This window comes from Caballeronia sp. LZ034LL (assembly GCF_031451215.1).
Taxonomy (GTDB): domain Bacteria; phylum Pseudomonadota; class Gammaproteobacteria; order Burkholderiales; family Burkholderiaceae; genus Caballeronia.
On record NZ_JARUXR010000001.1, the window covers coordinates 2879867 to 2896205 of the forward strand.

Annotated in this window: 15 protein-coding genes; 8 read left to right on the forward strand and 7 right to left on the reverse strand. The window is 66.4% G+C overall.

All coding sequences use genetic code 11. The features are described from left to right. Positions 1 to 60 precede the first annotated feature (60 nt). Both QCE83_RS13290 and QCE83_RS13295 read left to right on the forward strand, forming a co-directional pair. A complete protein-coding gene (locus QCE83_RS13290) occupies positions 61 to 1005 on the forward strand; it encodes a LysR substrate-binding domain-containing protein (RefSeq protein ID WP_309810676.1) in 945 nt (314 codons plus the stop codon). Positions 1006 to 1124: 119 nt separating this feature from the next. After that, on the forward strand, positions 1125 to 2852 hold the full coding sequence (locus QCE83_RS13295) for an isovaleryl-CoA dehydrogenase (RefSeq protein WP_309810679.1): 1728 nt from the start codon (positions 1125 to 1127) through the stop codon (positions 2850 to 2852). 19 nt (positions 2853 to 2871) lie between these two features. On the opposite strand, the gene QCE83_RS13300 is transcribed toward QCE83_RS13295, so the two are convergent. The 5 genes from QCE83_RS13300 to fliE form a co-directional block, all read right to left on the reverse strand. Then, positions 2872 to 3153: an EscU/YscU/HrcU family type III secretion system export apparatus switch protein gene (locus tag QCE83_RS13300; protein WP_309811737.1), complete on the reverse strand. Its 282-nt coding sequence runs from the start codon at positions 3151 to 3153 to the stop codon at positions 2872 to 2874. Between the two features lie 35 nt (positions 3154 to 3188). Further along, a complete protein-coding gene (locus tag QCE83_RS13305; RefSeq protein ID WP_309810682.1) occupies positions 3189 to 4493 on the reverse strand; it encodes a flagellar hook-length control protein FliK in 1305 nt (434 codons plus the stop codon). Positions 4494 to 4602: 109 nt separating this feature from the next. Then, entirely contained in the window at positions 4603 to 4932 is a 330-nt protein-coding gene (locus QCE83_RS13310; protein ID WP_309810684.1) for a flagellar protein FliT, read from the reverse strand. A 29-nt stretch (positions 4933 to 4961) separates the two neighbouring features. Continuing rightward, positions 4962 to 5381 carry a flagellar export chaperone FliS gene (gene fliS, locus QCE83_RS13315; RefSeq protein WP_309810687.1) on the reverse strand — a complete coding sequence of 140 codons (420 nt, stop codon included), beginning with the start codon at positions 5379 to 5381 and terminating at the stop codon, positions 4962 to 4964. Between the two features lie 237 nt (positions 5382 to 5618). Further along, positions 5619 to 5987, reverse strand: a complete 369-nt coding sequence (fliE, locus tag QCE83_RS13320) for a flagellar hook-basal body complex protein FliE (protein WP_309810690.1) — start codon at positions 5985 to 5987, stop codon at positions 5619 to 5621. 297 nt (positions 5988 to 6284) lie between these two features. Here fliE and fliF point away from each other — a divergent pair, with 297 nt between their 5' ends. From fliF to QCE83_RS13350, 6 genes are all read left to right on the forward strand, one after another. Further along, on the forward strand, positions 6285 to 8060 hold the full coding sequence (fliF, locus tag QCE83_RS13325) for a flagellar basal-body MS-ring/collar protein FliF (protein WP_309810694.1): 1776 nt from the start codon (positions 6285 to 6287) through the stop codon (positions 8058 to 8060). Further along, positions 8050 to 9045, forward strand: coding sequence for a flagellar motor switch protein FliG (gene fliG, locus QCE83_RS13330; protein WP_044041713.1), 996 nt, complete (start codon positions 8050 to 8052; stop codon positions 9043 to 9045). The genes fliF and fliG overlap by 11 nt, the downstream gene beginning before the upstream one ends. Further along, positions 9032 to 9724, forward strand: coding sequence for a flagellar assembly protein FliH (fliH, locus tag QCE83_RS13335; RefSeq protein WP_404984622.1), 693 nt, complete (start codon positions 9032 to 9034; stop codon positions 9722 to 9724). The genes fliG and fliH overlap by 14 nt, the downstream gene beginning before the upstream one ends. A 65-nt stretch (positions 9725 to 9789) precedes the next feature. Continuing rightward, a complete protein-coding gene (gene fliI, locus QCE83_RS13340) occupies positions 9790 to 11301 on the forward strand; it encodes a flagellar protein export ATPase FliI (protein WP_309811739.1) in 1512 nt (503 codons plus the stop codon). Between the two features lie 64 nt (positions 11302 to 11365). Next, a complete protein-coding gene (gene fliJ, locus QCE83_RS13345; RefSeq protein WP_309810704.1) occupies positions 11366 to 11821 on the forward strand; it encodes a flagellar export protein FliJ in 456 nt (151 codons plus the stop codon). A 37-nt stretch (positions 11822 to 11858) separates the two neighbouring features. Further along, positions 11859 to 13271: a flagellar hook-length control protein FliK gene (locus QCE83_RS13350; protein ID WP_309810707.1), complete on the forward strand. Its 1413-nt coding sequence runs from the start codon at positions 11859 to 11861 to the stop codon at positions 13269 to 13271. A gap of 39 nt (positions 13272 to 13310) precedes the next feature. Here QCE83_RS13350 and QCE83_RS13355 read toward each other — a convergent pair whose 3' ends face one another. Together QCE83_RS13355 and QCE83_RS13360 are read right to left on the reverse strand one after the other, a co-directional pair. Next, positions 13311 to 14600, reverse strand: coding sequence for a hypothetical protein (locus tag QCE83_RS13355; RefSeq protein WP_309810710.1), 1290 nt, complete (start codon positions 14598 to 14600; stop codon positions 13311 to 13313). Between the two features lie 286 nt (positions 14601 to 14886). Next, on the reverse strand, positions 14887 to 15819 hold the full coding sequence (locus tag QCE83_RS13360) for a hypothetical protein (RefSeq protein WP_309810712.1): 933 nt from the start codon (positions 15817 to 15819) through the stop codon (positions 14887 to 14889). Positions 15820 to 16339: the final 520 nt, after the last annotated feature.

Below are 16339 nucleotides of genomic sequence, written 5' to 3' on the forward strand. Positions count from 1 at the left end.
CATAATAAAAATGACTTAACCTTATTCAAATCATTCCAATCCGGAATCCGGGAGCCGACGATGGAACTACGCGCTTTGCGGTACTTCATCGAGGTGGTGAAGCAAAAGAGCTTTACTGCTGCCGCCGAACACATGTTCGTGACCCAGCCGACCATCAGCAAGATGGTGAAGGCGCTGGAGGACGAGGTCGGCTCGCCGCTGCTGCTGCGCGAGGGCCGCCAGATGGTGCTCACCGATGTCGGGCAGATTGTCTGGCAACGGGGCGCCGAGGTGCTGGCCGCGCACGCGCGTCTGGAAGCCGAGCTGAACGATCTCGGCACCTTCGGTCGCGGGACGCTGACCATCGGCATTCCGCCGATGGGCGGATCGCTGTTCACGCCGGCCATCGCCGCTTTCCGGCAACGGTATCCGAAGGTCGAACTGAAGCTGTTCGAGCGCGGCTCGAAGGCGATCGAGGCGGCGCTGCTCGACGGCGAACTGGAACTGGGCGGCGTGCTGCAACCCGTCGATGCCGACCTGTTCGACGTGCTTCCCGTCAGCCGCCAGCTGCTGTGGCTGGTGGCGCAGAAGGGCTCGCGCTGGGACGACGCGCAGGAAGTCGCGCTCGCCGACCTCGCCGCCGAGCCCTTCGTGTTCTACGGCGAGAGCCTCGCGCTCAACGATGTCGTGCTCGCCGCGTGCCGCGACGCGGGTTTCGCGCCGACCATCGTCGGGCGCAGCGGGCACTGGGATTTCATTTCGGCGCTGGTGCAGGCCGGCATCGGCATCGCGCTGCTGCCCGCGCCGTATTGCCGGCGGCTGGACGCCGAAGCGTTCACGTGCCGGCCCGTGGTGAAGCCGGAGATCCACTGGGACATGGCGCTCGGCTGGCGGCGCAACGGCTATCTGTCGCATGCGGCGCGCGCGTGGATCGAGGTGGCGCGCGAGATGCTGCCCGCCAATCTCGACCAGGACTTCATGGCCGACGGCTTTTCCCGCGGGCGCCGCGGCAAGCCGGCCGAATAGCGGCGCGCGGTGAACCTGCACGGCCTATGATTTGTTGAGTATCCGTCGAGCGGAACCGCGCCTGCCCGCCGACAACCGGCGCGGCCCGCCCGGTGTGCGCCGCGCCAAGGAGACCGAAGATGTCCGCGACTTCGCCCGCCTCATCCGCTACATCTGATCACGCCGATCTGCCGTTCCAACAAACCCACGAAGTCACCAATCAGGTCGAGCCGCTCGTCGGCTATGACGCGTTCGCCTTCGATCACGCGCTCGTCGCGGCGCTCGGCCGCGAGGGCGCGCAATGGCACGCGGAAGCGCTCTCGCGCGACGGCATGGCGCTGACGCAGCCCGATGTCGTCGCGCTGGCGGAGCTGGCCAACCGGCACGAACCGGCGCTTTCGACGCACAGCCCGCGCGGTCAACGCATCGACGCGCTGGAGTTCCATCCGGCCTGGCACGAACTGCTGCGGCGTCTGCGCCGGGCGGGCGCTCACGCGATGCCCTTCGAGCCGTCCGCGCAGCCGGGATCGATGGCCGCGCGCTGCGCTGCGTATTTCCTGCACGGGCAGCTGGAATCGGGTTCGCTGTGCCCGATCACGATGACCTTCGCCAGCATTCCGGTCTTGCGCAACGAGCCCGACCTGTACGCGCGGCTTGCGCGGCCGTTGCTGTCGCGCGAGCACGATCCGCGCGACATTCCCCTGGAAGCCGGCAAGCACTCGATGATGATCGGCATGGGCATGACCGAGAAACAGGGCGGTTCGGACGTGCGCAGCAACCGCACGCGCGCATATGCTCTGGGCGCGCCGGGACGCGGCGGCGCCTATCGGCTGATCGGGCACAAATGGTTCTTCTCCGCGCCGCAATGCGACGCCCATCTCGTGCTCGCGCGCACCGAAGAACAGGGCGGGCTGTCGTGCTTCTACGTGCCGCGCTTCCAGCCGGATGGCCGCAAGAACGCGGTCGAGGTCCAGCGGCTGAAGGACAAGCTCGGCAACCGCTCGAACGCGAGCAGCGAAGTGGAGTTCCGCGATGCCTACGGCGTGATGATCGGCGAGGAAGGACGCGGCGTGCCGACCATCATCGAGATGGCGAACTTCACGCGCCTCGATTGCGTGATCGGCAGCGCGGCGCTGATGCGCGCGGCGCTCGTGCAGGCGATCCACCATGCGCGGCACCGCAGCGCGTTCGGCGCGCCGCTCGTCGATCAGCCGCTGATGCGCAACGTGCTCGCCGACCTCGCGCTCGAATCCGAGGCGGCCACGGTGTTGTTCATGCGTCTCGCGGGCGCGTTCGAGGACAGCGCGGCGCCGGGCGGATCGATGCAAGCGCGCGCGTGGCGGCGCATCGTGACGCCGGCCGCGAAGTTCTGGGTGTGCAAGCGGGCGCTCGAATTCACCGGCGAGGCGATGGAAGTCTGGGGCGGCAACGGCTACGTCGAAACCGGGCCGATGGCGCGCTTCTACCGCGAGGCGCCGGTCAACTCGATCTGGGAAGGCTCGGGCAACGTGATGTGCCTCGACGTGCTGCGCGCGTTCGAGCGCGAACAGGACGCCGCGCACGCGCTGCTCGCCGACTGGAACGCGACGGCCGGCGCGCATCCGGTGCTGGCGGGCGCACTGGCGTCGCTGATGAAGCTATTGACGGGCGATCCGGCGGCGCGCGAGGCATCGGCGCGGCGCATCGCGCAGCAGCTGGCGCTGTGCGCGCAGGGTGTCCTGCTGGCGCGGCATGCGCCGCAGGAAGTGGCGGATGCGTTCATCGAGACGCGTCTCGGCGACGCGCGGGGCGACACGGGGCGGGTCTACGGCACGCTGCCGGCGCGCTTCGATCACGCCGCGCTCGTGAACCGCGCCTTCGCGGCGTGAAAGCGTCAGCGGAGAAGCATCAACGCAGCGCGCGCCCTGCTTCGCGCAGCGGCTCTTCGTTTTCCAGCCGATACACCCACGACAGCAGCTCCGCGACTGCGTGATAGAGCGCGGGCGGGATGTGCGCGTCGAGATCGACCTGCATCAAGAGCGACACCATTTCCGGCGACTCGTGCACATACAGCCCCGCTTCCTTCGCGCGCTGCACGATCATCTCCGCGACCATGCCGTAACCCTTCGCGACCACGCGCGGCGTCGCGTCGCGATTGCCCGCCTCGTAGGCGAGCGCCGTGGCCTGCATGCGGGTGTACGGCGGCGGCCCGGACTGGTTCTGGTTCACGCCGCGCCTCCCTCGCCCGCCGCCGGACGCAACAGGTGCTCGAGCGGCGACCTGACCGGCTTCCTGTCGGGCGGTTCGCCGGAGATGGCGAGATCGGTGGAGCCGTCCATCGAACGGACCGACAGCGATGACAACGCCAGCCCCGCCGCCTCCAGTTGGCGCGCGAAGGCGGGACCGTCGGTAGCGAGCCGGCGCGCGCCCGCGTCGCCGGCCTTGATGCGCGCGACCAGCTTGTCGCCGGTCAGCACCAGCTCCGCGTCCACGGTGCCGAGCGCCGGCAGCGAAAGCGTGATGCGCGTGCGCCAGGCGCGCTCGTCGGCAGCGTCATCGAGCGAGCGATGATCGCGCGGTTCGCGGGCAATCTCCCACTCGAAGCGCGTGCCGGGCCACGCCTCGCCCTGCCAGCGGAACTGCTGGTTCGCGAGCACGTCGAGCTGCTGGCGCACGACATTGAGCGTGGCCGGATGAATGCCCGCATCCGCCGATGCCTGCAGCGCCGAATTGTGTTCGCTCGACCGCGCGGCCGGGGCGGACGCGGCGCTGGCGCCGTATGCATTGTTCGCGCCCTGCGAACTCGACAGCATCGCCGCGGGCGCATCGCGCACCGACGCGGCGAGCGCGGCTGCCTGCTGCGGCGTCTGCGGCGTCGCGACGCCGCGCGGGGGGAAATCGGGCAGATCGGGGAGATCGGGGGAATCCGCGGCGGCGGCTTGCGGCGTGCGGGCGTCGTCGAGGCCGGTATCGCCGGTGGTGGCGTTGCTCAAGTCATCGCTGACGAGGTCGAGCGGCAAGGCGCGCGTGCGGGCGTCGACGCGCGCCTGCGGCTCGTTGCCGAGCGATGCGCTGCTGCGCTGGCCCGCGAGCCATTGCACGAGGTGCGATTCGTAGAAGAGTCCGCTTTCGTCGACGGTCTTCGCCAGTTCGGTGGCCAGCACGCCCGCCGGCAGCGGCGGCAGGTTCTGCGTCGCGGCGCGCGCCGCAGCGACCGCGGCGGCATTGGAGGAGAAAGCGGTGTCGAAGAGTCCGGTCGAAAGCGCGGCGAACGCGCTGGCGGGACGAGGCGGCGTCGGCCAGAGCGGGGCATCGCCAGTGACGGGCGGCGTCGCGCCGCCGAAACGGGAAATCACGTCGAGCGTGCGCGCCACGCTGGAGAAAGCGGTTTGCGTGGACGGCGCCGGCGCCAGGCTGGCCTGCGGCGCGCCGCCGACGAGCGACGTATCGGCCGGCGTGCCCGTCTGTCCGACGCTCGCGCCGGTGACGCCGCTGCCGCTCACGCCGTTCGGCGCGCGAAGGGCGGACATCAGGAGCTCGGTTCGGTTGGCGAGCAAGCTTGCGATCGCAGTATCGAGTCCACTCATGCCCACATCCTCAAGTACGCTGTGACCGGCTTCCGGCCAGGCGCAGTTGCGCTCAGCGCAGTCCCATCATTTTTTTCAGTACGCGCGCCGGGCTGTTGACCGTGAACAGCGCGGACAGGCGCGCGAGGCTCGGCGACGTCAGGTCGCGGATCGCGGCGTCGTCGGCCAGGATCTTCTTGACGAGATCGAGCTTGCGCGCCCGGGCGCTCTCATCGAGCTCCGAGCCGGAATCCACGTCCTTCAGCTGCTCGATCAACTCGCGGTAGGTGCCTTGCAACGTCTTCAGTTCGCTCCATTCGCCGCCGCGCGCGGCCACGAGCATCTGGCCGGAAACCGCCGCAATGGCTTCGTAGTGGGCGAAATATTCTTGGGTCATCTTCATTCTTTCGAGGCAATCGACGCAGCCTTCCGTCAAACGGGCGCCGCGGTCATTTGAGCCACTTCCGGTGCGATGCCCACCCACGCCTCTTCGAGCGTCGCGAGCAAGTTGTCGACTTCCACGAGCATCGTCTCGTCCTGCTTCAGGTTCGCTTCGAGCAGCCGGCGCGACATATACGTATACAGTGCGTCCAGCCGTTCGGCGATCTCGCCGCCCGCGTCCTTGTTGAGCGCCTGCTGCAAGCCACTCTCGATGATGCTGATGGCCTTCCCGATCGCCATCCCGCGACCGCCGATGTTCTTCTGCTGGATGTGCATGCGCGCCTGCGCGATGGCCTGGCGCGCGCCCTGATACAGCATCGTGATCAGCCGGTGCGGGCTCGCTCCCATCACCCCTGTCTGGACGCCCACGCGCGCGTAGGCGTTGGCTCCGGCGTGTCCTGGGGAATACATCTCTTGCTTCTCCTTTTACGATGCCCTGCTGCAATCCGCTGTCCGTCCGGTTTCGGGCCTGCTGGAAACCGGTGGCGGCGCCCGGTTCGCTCGCCGGGGCGAGCGAACTGTCGTTCGCCGTGCTGTTATGGGGGTTATCGGAGGAACGCGGCAAAGCTTTAGGACACAAGGCTCAGGAGGCGGTGACAGGTTCGGAACAGAGACCGTGAACGGTTCGATTCCCGGCTTGACTGCGCGTCAGACCGAGATCTGCATGACGTCGTTATAGGCCGAGACGAGCTTGTTGCGCACCTGCAGGCCGAATTGCAACCCGACGTTCGCCTTCTGCATGTCCACCATCACGTCGTTCAGCGACACGTTCGGCGAGCCGATTTCAAACGCGTGCGCCTCGCCGAGCGCCTTGGTCTGGTTGTCACTGATCTTGTCGATCGAGGTTTTCAGCGCGTCGGCGAAGCTGCCCACGCTGGCCGCGCCCGACTGGCCGCCGGTGACGGCGCCCGTCGCCACGTTCGCGGCGCCCGCGGCAGAAGCTCCGCCGGCGGCCTGCGACGCCATCGACTGGATGGAGGAAAGCGCGGCCGAGAGCGGATTGATCGGAAAGTTCATGTTGACTCCGGAAATCAGTAATAAGCCGGCGGACCGCGTCCGAAGGCGGGACGGCCCGCGCCGCTCGGGAGCGGTGGCCTGGGTTCGGCGCCGCCGTGACGGAGGTTCACCGAGTACGAAAAAGCTTAGCAGCGGGTGTCGTTTCAAAGCGCGGGAAGAACGGGGAAAACCCCGCTCTATTCGCTGAATCGAGTTGCAATCTTCTGCGGATAATCCCCATCGTGAAAAGTCCACTGCCGCCGTTCAAGAAGCCCGGCGGCCGCGGTGGAAGCAAAAGATTCGGAGCCTCGACGCTAAATGGAAACGCCCAATAACTCACTCATCACGCCCGATGCCAGACTGGGCCTGGCGGGCGCACAACCCGGCGCAGCCGGAACGGCAGGCCCGGGCCTCGCAGGCGGCGCCGACTTCGGCGGTTTCGCGCAGCGCGTGCCGATGCTCAACCAGTTCCGCTCGAACCCGCGCGTGCCGCTGATCGTCGCCGTCGCCATTCTGGTGATGGTCGTCGCGGGCCTCGTCATGTGGTCGCGCCAGCCGGACTACCGCGTCCTCTTCTCCAATCTTTCGGACCGCGACGGCGGCGCAATCGTTGCCGCGCTCCAGCAGGGCAATATTCCCTACAAGCTCTCCGACGGCGGCGGCGCGATCCTCGTCCCGGCCGAGCAGGTTCACGAAACCCGCCTGCGCTTGGCAAGCCAGGGCCTGCCGAAGGCCGGTTCGGTCGGCTTCGAGCTGATGGACAACCAGAAGTTCGGCATCAGCCAGTTCGCCGAGCAGGTCAACTATCAGCGCGCGCTCGAAGGCGAGCTGGAGCGCACCATCGGTTCGATCTCGTCGGTGAAGTCGGCGCGCGTGCATCTGGCCATTCCGAAGCCCAGCGTGTTCGTGCGCGACAAGGAACTCCCGACCGCCTCCGTGATGGTCAACCTGTATCCGGGACGCGTGCTCGACGAAGGCCAGGTGCTGGCGATCGCGCACATGGTGGCGTCGGGCGTGGCGGACATGCCGGTCAAGAACGTCAATATCGTCGATCAGGACGGCAACCTGCTCACCAGCCAGAGCGTCGCCAACGGCCTCGACGCCTCGCAGCTGAAGTACGTGCAGCAGATCGAGCACAACACGCAGAAGCGCATCGACGCGATCCTCGCGCCGCTGTTCGGCGCCGGCAACGCCCGCTCGCAGGTCAGCGCGGACATCGATTTCTCGAAGCTCGAACAGACCGCCGAAAGCTACGGCCCGAACGGCAACGCGCAAAACACCGCGATCCGCAGCCAGCAGTCGAGCGAATCGAGCGAAACCTCGGGCAGCGGCGCATCCGGCGTGCCGGGCGCGCTCTCCAACCAGCCGCCGCAAGCCGCTTCCGCGCCGGTCGATGCCGCCGCGTCCGGCCCAGCCGGCGCCAGCGCCAAGTCCACGCCGCAGAACCAGCGCAAGGACACCACGACGAACTACGAAGTGGACCGCACCGTGCGCCATTTCGAGCAGGCGACCGGCGGCATCAAGCGCCTGTCGGTGGCGGTGGTCGTGAACTACGAGAAGAAGGTCGACGCCAAGGGCAACGTGACGATGACGCCGCTCGCCGCCGACAAGCTCGCGCAGGTGCAGCAGCTCGTGAAGGACGCGATGGGCTTCGACGACAAGCGTGGCGACTCGGTGAACGTGGTCAACAGCGCGTTCTCCGCCGACCTGAACGTGACGCCGGACGTGCCGTGGTGGAAGACGCCGGAGTCGATCGGCATGGGCATCCAGGCGGCGAAGTACCTGGGCATCGGCATCGTCGGGCTGTTCCTGTACTTCAGCATGGTGAAGCCGGCGATGCGCCGTGCGTTCCCGCCGCCGCCCGAAATGGCGCCGTCGCTGGCCGCGCCGGACGAACTCTCGCTGCTCGACGGCCCCGCGGCCGGCGGCGACAAGAAGGACGATGAAGACAAGGATGCCGAGGTGAGTCTCCTCGGTCACGAAAGCAAGAAAGCCAAATTCGATCGCAATCTCGACTACGCGCGCATGGTCGCGCGTCAGGACGCGAGAATCGTTGCGACGGTCGTCAAGAACTGGGTGTCCGATGAACGCTGAAGGCCTGAATAAAGCCGCGCTCCTGCTGATGTCGATCGGCGAGGAAGAAGCCGCCGAAGTTTTCAAGTACCTCGCGCCGCGCGAAGTGCAGAAGATCGGCGCGACCATGGCGGCATTGAAGAACGTGACGCGCGAGCAGCTCGACAACGTGCTGACCGAATTCGTCAGCGAGGCCGAGCAGCACACGGCGCTGTCGCTCGATTCGAGCGAGTACATCCGCTCGGTGCTGACCAAGGCGCTCGGCGAAACCAAGGCCGGCGCGCTGATCGACCGGATCCTGCAGGGCAGCGACACGAGCGGCATCGAAGGCCTCAAGTGGATGGACTCGGGCGCGGTCGCGGAACTGATCAAGAACGAGCATCCGCAGATCATCGCGACGATCCTCGTGCACCTGGACCGCGATCAGGCGTCGGAGATCGTCTCGCTGCTGACCGAGCGTCTGCGCAACGACGTGCTGCTGCGCATCGCGACGCTCGACGGCATCCAGCCCGCCGCGCTGCGCGAACTCGACGACGTGCTGACCACCCTCCTCTCCGGCAGCGACAATCTGAAGCGCGCGCCGATGGGCGGCATCCGGACGGCGGCCGAGATTCTCAACTTCATGTCGAGCAACCATGAGGAAGGCGTGATCTCGAACGTCCGCGAGTACGACGCGGAACTCGCGCAGAAGATCATCGACCAGATGTTCGTGTTCGAGAACCTGCTCGACCTCGAAGACCGCGCGATCCAGCTGCTGCTGAAGGAAGTGGAGTCCGAGACGCTGATCGTCTCGCTGAAGGGCGCGCAGCCGGCGCTGCGCCAGAAGTTCCTGTCGAACATGTCGCAGCGCGCCGCCGAACTGCTTGCGGAAGACCTCGATTCGCGCGGTCCGGTGCGCGTGTCGGAAGTGGAGCAGCAGCAGCGCAAGGTCCTGCAGATCGTCCGCAACCTCGCGGAAAACGGCCAGATCCAGCTGGGCGGCAAGGCGGAGGATGCGTATGTCTGACGCCCGCGCGCACAAGGGCCCGGACAAGGCTCCGCTCTCGGCGTACCAGCGCTGGGAGATGGCGTCCTTCGATCCCGTCAACGTCAAGGTCGACAACAGCGCGGCGGAACAGGCCGCGCTCGAGACGCACCTGCGCCGCGTCGAGGAAGACGCGCACGCACAGGGACTCGCCAAGGGTCACGTCGCGGGCCAGGCGCTTGGCTATCAGGCCGGCTACGAACAAGGCCAGGCGAAGGGCTTCGAAGACGGCCGCAAGGAAGCGCTGGCGCAGGCCGCGCGCCTTGCCGAGATCGCGGACTCCTTCAAGACCGCGTTGCAGGCGGCGGATGCGGCCATCGCGGAAGCGCTCGCCGAACTGGCGGTCGATATCGCGCAGCAGGTCGTGCGCCAGCATCTCGCGCTCGATCCGACCGCGCTGGTCGCGGTGGCGCGCGAGGTGATCGCGGCGGAGCCGGAACTGTCGGGCGCGCCGACGCTGATCGTCAATCCGGCCGACATGCCGGTCGTCGATGCTTATCTGAAGGACGAACTCGAAGGCGCCGGCTGGACCGTGCGTCCCGACCCGATCGTCGAGCGCGGCGGCTGCAAGGCGCATGCGGCGACGGGCGAAGTCGACTCGACCAACGTATCGCGCTGGGAGCGCGTCGTGGCTGCCCTCGGGAGACACAAGCCGTGGTAAATCAACCCGCATCGTCGGCCGTGCATCCGCACGCACATTCGCACGCCCACCCGAACGCGCACCGCATCACGCAGGACGGCCTGAGCGCGCTCGAACAGGAACTCGCGCGCGCGTCGTTCGGCCCGCTCGCCGCCGATGAAGCCGCCGACGAGCCCACGCCCGAGGAACTCGCCGCGCGCACCATCGCCGAACTCGCCGATATCGCCGGCAATCCGCACATCGACGCGTGGCGCGACAAGCTCGACGCCCTGCGCACGCGCAGCGCGCTCGCCAAGCCGCTGCGTCCGTGCGGCCGCCTGACGCGCGCCGCCGGCCTCGTGCTCGAAGCAGTCGGCCTGAAGATGGGCGTCGGCTCCGAATGCATGATCGAGCTGCCGCCCGGCAGCGCGATTCCGAGCGCCGAAGCCGAAGTCGTCGGCTTCTCGGGCGACAAGCTGTTCCTCATGCCGACCACCGAAGTGGCCGGCCTGCTGCCCGGCGCACGCGTCTATCCGCTCGAAAGCGCGCCGATCAACGACCCGATGGCGGGCGCCAAGCGCCTGCCGGTGGGCTGGGAAATGCTCGGCCGGGTCGTCGATGCATCGGGCCGTCCGCTCGACGGTCTCGGTCCGCTCAACGCGCGCGTCGACGCGCCGCTGTCCGCGCCGGTCATCAACCCGCTGAATCGAGAGCCGATCCACAAGGTGCTCGACGTCGGCGTGCGCGCGATCAATTCGCTGCTGACCGTCGGACGCGGACAGCGCATGGGCCTGTTCGCGGGTTCCGGCGTCGGCAAGTCCGTCCTGCTCGGCACGATGGCCCGCTATACGAGCGCGGAAGTGATCGTGATCGGGCTGATCGGCGAACGGGGCCGCGAAGTGAAGGAATTCATCGAGCAGATCCTGGGCGAAGACGGCCTCGCGCGCTCGGTGGTGGTGGCCGCGCCCGCCGACGTGTCGCCGGTGCTGCGCATGCAGGCCGCCGCCTATACGACCTCGCTCGCCGAATATTTCCGCGATCAGGGCAAGCACGTCCTGATGCTGATGGATTCGCTGACGCGTTACGCGATGGCGCAGCGCGAGATTGCGCTGGCGATCGGCGAGCCGCCTGCGACCAAGGGTTATCCGCCGTCGGTGTTCGCGAAGCTGCCGGCGCTCGTCGAGCGGACCGGCAACGGCCCGGAAGGCGGCGGCTCGATCACCGCGTTCTACACCGTGCTCACCGAAGGCGACGACCAGCAGGACCCGATCGCCGATTCGGCCCGCGCGATTCTCGACGGCCACATCGTGCTGAATCGTTCGCTGGCGGAAGCGGGCCACTATCCCGCGATCGACATCGAACAGTCGATCAGCCGCGCGATGACCTCGCTCATCGACGACCGGCATCTCGAGCGCGTGCGCCTGTTCAAGCAGATGTTGTCGCGTTACCAGCGCAACAAGGACCTGATCAACGTGGGCGCGTATTCGAGCGGCCGCGACCAGTTGCTCGACCGGGCGATCGCGCTGTATCCGCGCATGGAGTCGTTCCTGCAGCAGGGTTTCAGGGAGCAGGCGCCGTTCGAGCCGAGCATCGAAATGCTGAATCAACTCTTCGAATAGTTTTCGACTAGTATCCAGCTCATTAGTCAGACAAAACCAGAAGACCATACGGGATCGTCACGCCATGTCCAAGAATCTGCCGATCAACACCCTCATCGAACTCGCAGGCGAAGAACTCGACGCCGCGACGAAGAAACTCGGCAAGCTCCAGCAGGAACGAAACGACCTCGAGGCGCAGCTGAATTCGCTCATCACCTATCGGGACGAGTATCACGCGCGCTTCACCGCGTCGGCGCAACAGGGCACCACGGCGCAGACGCTGCGCAATTTCCAGGCGTTCGTCGACACGCTCGATTCGGCGATCGCGCAACAGCGCACGGCGTTGTTGATGGCCGATCAGCGCATCGAAGCCGCCAAGCCGGACTGGCGCATGAAGAAGCAGAAGCTCGGCAGTTACGAAGTGCTGGCCGCGCGCGGCGAGGCGATGCTTGCCAAAAAGGCGGCGCGCGTCGAACAGCGCGAGGCCGACGAACACGCAGCCAAGATCCTGCGCATGCGCGCCGAGCGCGCGTCGTCCTGACCGATCAAACACTCCCACCGATTTCCAGAGGCTACGCATGTCCTCCGTTTCCCTCCTTGGCGCGCTGTCGGGCGCCTCATCTTCGAGCAAGACCACGGCGCAGCGCGTGGCGAGCGCGGGGGCGTCGTTCGGACTGACGCTGCAAGGCATCACCGACCGCGCCAACGCCGACGCACAGGCCGCCCGCGCGCTGGCCGACTCGGCGCAGCAGTCGGGCGACACGTCGAGCGTGCATGACGCGCCCAAGCCGGACGACCGGTCCGACGCGGCATCGAAGAGCGCCGACGCCACCGATGCGCAGGGCGCGTCGCAAGCCAATCAAGCCGATGCGGGCGCGAAGACGAGCGCAGCGGCTCGTCCGGGCAAGTCCACGACGGCCGATGCATCGAAGCCGGCCGCGCAATCCGAAGGCTCCGCGCAGGATGCGGCAGCGGCCGCGCAGGCCAAAGCCAAGGCGCTCGCAGATGCAGCCAATGCCGACGACGACACTGACCCGACGCTCACGGACCTGACCGATGCGGCCGCCGCCGTTGCGACGAGCGCCACCGATGACCCGAAATCCACCGACGGCACGCAAAAGAGCGGCGATGCGAAATCGGCGCAGGATGCATTGCAGGCGGCGCTTGCTGCGCTGAACCAGCAGACGCCCGCCGCCTTGCCGGCGAACGTCGCGACGGGCGCGGCCGGTGCGGCGCGCGAAGTCGGCAAGGAGGGCGATGAACAGACCGGTCTGTTCGCCAAGGGCGGCAAGGGCGCGGGTCTCGTTGGACTGAACTCTGCGGCAAACGCAAGCGCCGACACCCACGCGGCCACCGCGCAGACCGATGTCGCGGCGCTCGCCGGCGGTCAGTCAGCGACGGCAATGCCCGCCGATGCCGCGACCGCCGCGTACAAACAGGCAGCGGACGCCGCGGCCCACGCGGTGGCGATGCAATCGGCGACGGGCAGTTCGGCCGTGTCCGGCACGCAGGGCTCGATGGCGGCTTCCACCAGCGCGGCGATCGCGCCGCATGTCGGCGCTTCCGGCTGGGACGATGCGTTCAGTCAGAAGGTCGTGTTCGTGTCGAAGTCCGATCAGCAAAGCGCGGAACTGACGCTCAATCCGAAGGACCTCGGGCCGCTGCAAGTCACGCTGCAGGTTTCCGAGAATCACGCGCACGCGTTGTTCGTGTCGCAGCATGCGCAGGTGCGGGAAGCGGTCGAAGCCGCGATGCCGAAGTTGCGCGAGGCAATGGAAGCGAACGGCATCAGCCTCGGCAGTGCGTCCGTTTCCGATGGCTCCGCGTTCGCGCGGCAGTCGCAGCAGCAAGGCGGCGACGGGCGTTCGGGCTCGGGCAGCGGGCGTGGTACGGGTGGGATCGGCGGTGTCGGCGGTATCGACGATGGCAGCACGGCCAGCGTGACCGTGCCGGTACGGCGCACGGTCGGGCTCGTCGATACGTTTGCCTGATTGATGCGGGTCGCGTCGCGTCAGTCTGGCGGCGCGACTTTACTTCCAGCCCTCTCGATTGCTGCTGAAGTCGATAAACATCCGGTGATCGGTGAAGAAGCCGATTCCGATGATCGTTCTCGGCGACTTCGCGCGGTCAGACAATCGGGTGACAGAGGGCTGTGCCTCCTCCACCCGATAGCTGTAGCTGAACGGCGAGTCCGCCAGCGTCAAGGTTTCCGTGCTGCCGTCAGCCAGCGACTGCGGGAACGCCGCCCCGGGGGGCACCGAGAATCTCATGATCGGCGTGCCGGAATCGAAGATGACCTTGGTCTTGAAACTCGCGCCGGAATCGGAGTCGCGGATCGTGAAGCCGGCAACGTTGGGGACGCATGCCGTCACACCGTGGTCCGATCCAGTCATTCCGCGAGGCGGCGGACAGATCAACGGTATGGATGCATAAGCTTGCTCGTCCGTTTCGCTCAGTCCCACCGTCAACGCCGGGTGAAAACTGCATCCCGTCATTGTGGCGGTAATGGCGCAGTTCGGATCAAGCGCCGCATTGCCGAGCGAGAAGCCCGCATTCACGCCTGCAGCGTAATTCAGGTAGCGCAGCACGCTCACGAAGTCGCAGCCGTTCGCATTGATGGACTGCGGCGAGCATATGTTCAGGCTGCGAGATGGGGCGGCACCAGGTGCCAGGGCAGCGCTGGCAGCGGGGTCGATACCGAACGTGCCGTGCCACGCCAGGTGCAGCGGCCGGCCATTGCCGTCGAGCGTTTTATAGCTGAACAGGACTGGCATCAGGTTCGTGGTCAGTTCGCCATGCCCGCCGAACTTCACCGTGGCGAAACCGATATTGCCGTAGTCGGTGTGGGCGTTGCCAACGACACCGTAGGTCTTGCTTGCCTGCACCTTGGTTATGGTGATGCCGTGGTAAGTCAGCGTGTTCTGCCCGGGTGGAAACACGAAACCGTCGGTGCTGACCACGTCCGCGGGAAACACGTCCTGTGCGTCGATGACCATGCCGGACGAACCGGTGTCCAGCACCAGCGGGGAAGGGGTTGGCAGATTTTGCGAACCGAGTGCGACCACGGGGATGATCAGCTTGCTCACGGGATGGCCGAGCGTTCCGTAGATCGTCACCGCTGTCGGGGTCGTGACCGTGCTTCCGCCGCTCACACCCTGGACTGTTCCGGGCGCGTGTTGAACGGCGGGGACTGACTCAGCGAGAGCGGCCTGAGTCGACGTTTCCGTGCCGGCATTCGCGGTGCCGCTGCCTGCCCACGCCAACCCGAGCGAGAGGATCAAAGCGAGAAATGGCGTGCGTCCTGGGGTGGTTCTTTTCATGGTGGGTATTCGTTGAGCGCAATGTAGTAATTGGGATCGGACGCGCGTCGCGTCCGGATCGGTTCGGCGAATGCACCTGCGTCGGGCACACCGGGCTTGATGGCGCTTTCTGCACGCACAGCATCAGCGAGGCGGCGCGACCTTTCACTTCCAGCCCTCCCGATTGCTGCCGAGGTCAATGAACATCCGGTGATCAGTGAAGAAGCCGATTCCTATAATCGTTAGCCTCGACGTCGCGTAGTCGGAAAACAGGGTGACATAGGGCACCCCTTGGTCCACCGGATAGCTATAAGTGAACGGGGAGCCTGCCAGCGTCACCGTTTCCGTACTGGCGGGAGTTAACGACTGCGGAAATGTCGCCGTCGGGGGGAACCGAGAACTTCATGATTGGCGTGCCAGAATCGAACAGGATCGGCGTCTTGAAACTTTCGCCGGAGTCGGAGTCGCTGATCGTGAAGCCGCGAATGTTGGCATTGCATGCCGTCACGCCAAGGTCCGATGCGGTAGGCCCTTTCGAACAGCTCAAGGGCACAGAGGTATAAGTTTGCTCGTCGGCTACGCTCAGGCCCACCGTCAGCGCCGGTTGAAGAGTGCATCCCGTCATCGCGGAAGTGATCGCGCAGTTCGGATCAAGAGTCGCATTGCCAAGCGAGAAGCCCGCATTCACTCCGGCGGAGTAGTTCAGATAGCGCAGCACACTCACGAAGTCGCAGCCGTTCGCAGTGATGGACTGAAGCGAGCAAATGTTCAGGCTGGTGGATGAGGTGGCGCCGGCTGCCAGCGCGGGGTTGGAGCTCGAGTTGATGCCAAACACGCCTTGATACGGGAATTGAAGCGGCTGGCCATTGCCGTCGAGCGACTTATAAACGAACAGGACTGGCATCACATTCGTGGTCAGCTCGCCGCGTCCACCGAATTTCACCGTGGCGAATCCGATATTGCCGTAGTCGGTCTCTGCGCTGCCGTCATAGCCCTTCGTTGCTTGCACATTAGTCACGACGATGCCGTGATAACTCAGCGTGTTCTGGCCAGGCGGGAACACGAATCCGTTGGTGCCGACCATGTCCGGGGGAAACACGTCCTGTGCGTCGATGATCATACCGGCCGACCCGGTATCCAGGTCCAGTTGGGAGGGCGTCGGCAAGGTCAGCGAACCGAGTGCGACCACCGGGATGATCAGCTTGTTCACAGGATTGGCCAACGATCCGTAGATCGTCACGGCTGTCGGGCTCGCGACCGTGCTCCCGCCTGTCACACCCTGAACGGTTCCGGGCGCATTCTGAACGGCTGGCGTGGAGGCAGGCGTTGGCGCGGACGCTGGCGTGGATGAAGATGCTGGCGCAGGCGCCGTTACGGAAGCTGGCGTCGCTGTTGGTGTAGAGGCTGCTGGCGGCGCGGATGCAGACGCAGGCGCAGACGCAGCGGACCCGCTCGGGGTCGATGATCCTGTGCTGGCTTGCGGCGAGTTGCTGCCCCCTCCGCATCCGGCCAAGGCCAGGCCGAGCAAAAGGATCAAAGCGAAACATGGCATGCGTCCTGGCTTGATTCGTTTCATCGTGGTTATTCGATTAGCGCAATAAGTGAATCGGGATCGGGCGAGCGTTACGTCCGGCTCGATTCCACGAATGTGGCCGCGTCGGGTACACACGGCCCGATAGCGGCTTCTCCCCGCGGCGGTGATCGAGCAGACGCGGCGACGTTCGGTATCTGCGATGGCGGCACGGCCAGGGTGACCGTGC

Bases quoted from the DNA above. Each gene is read 5' to 3' on its own strand.
- QCE83_RS13290 (WP_309810676.1), top strand. From the start codon at position 61: ATGGAACTACGCGCTTTGCGGTACTTCATCGAGGTGGTGAAGCAAAAG.
- QCE83_RS13295 (WP_309810679.1), top strand. From the start codon at position 1,125: ATGTCCGCGACTTCGCCCGCCTCATCCGCTACATCTGATCACGCCGAT.
- QCE83_RS13300 (WP_309811737.1), bottom strand. From the start codon at position 3,153: ATGCAGGCCACGGCGCTCGCCTACGAGGCGGGCAATCGCGACGCGACG.
- QCE83_RS13305 (WP_309810682.1), bottom strand. From the start codon at position 4,493: ATGTCCGCCCTTCGCGCGCCGAACGGCGTGAGCGGCAGCGGCGTCACC.
- QCE83_RS13310 (WP_309810684.1), bottom strand. From the start codon at position 4,932: ATGAAGATGACCCAAGAATATTTCGCCCACTACGAAGCCATTGCGGCG.
- fliS (WP_309810687.1), bottom strand. From the start codon at position 5,381: ATGTATTCCCCAGGACACGCCGGAGCCAACGCCTACGCGCGCGTGGGC.
- fliE (WP_309810690.1), bottom strand. From the start codon at position 5,987: ATGAACTTTCCGATCAATCCGCTCTCGGCCGCGCTTTCCTCCATCCAG.
- fliF (WP_309810694.1), top strand. From the start codon at position 6,285: ATGGAAACGCCCAATAACTCACTCATCACGCCCGATGCCAGACTGGGC.
- fliG (WP_044041713.1), top strand. From the start codon at position 8,050: ATGAACGCTGAAGGCCTGAATAAAGCCGCGCTCCTGCTGATGTCGATC.
- fliH (WP_404984622.1), top strand. From the start codon at position 9,032: ATGCGTATGTCTGACGCCCGCGCGCACAAGGGCCCGGACAAGGCTCCG.
- fliJ (WP_309810704.1), top strand. From the start codon at position 11,366: ATGTCCAAGAATCTGCCGATCAACACCCTCATCGAACTCGCAGGCGAA.
- QCE83_RS13350 (WP_309810707.1), top strand. From the start codon at position 11,859: ATGTCCTCCGTTTCCCTCCTTGGCGCGCTGTCGGGCGCCTCATCTTCG.
- QCE83_RS13355 (WP_309810710.1), bottom strand. From the start codon at position 14,600: ATGAAAAGAACCACCCCAGGACGCACGCCATTTCTCGCTTTGATCCTC.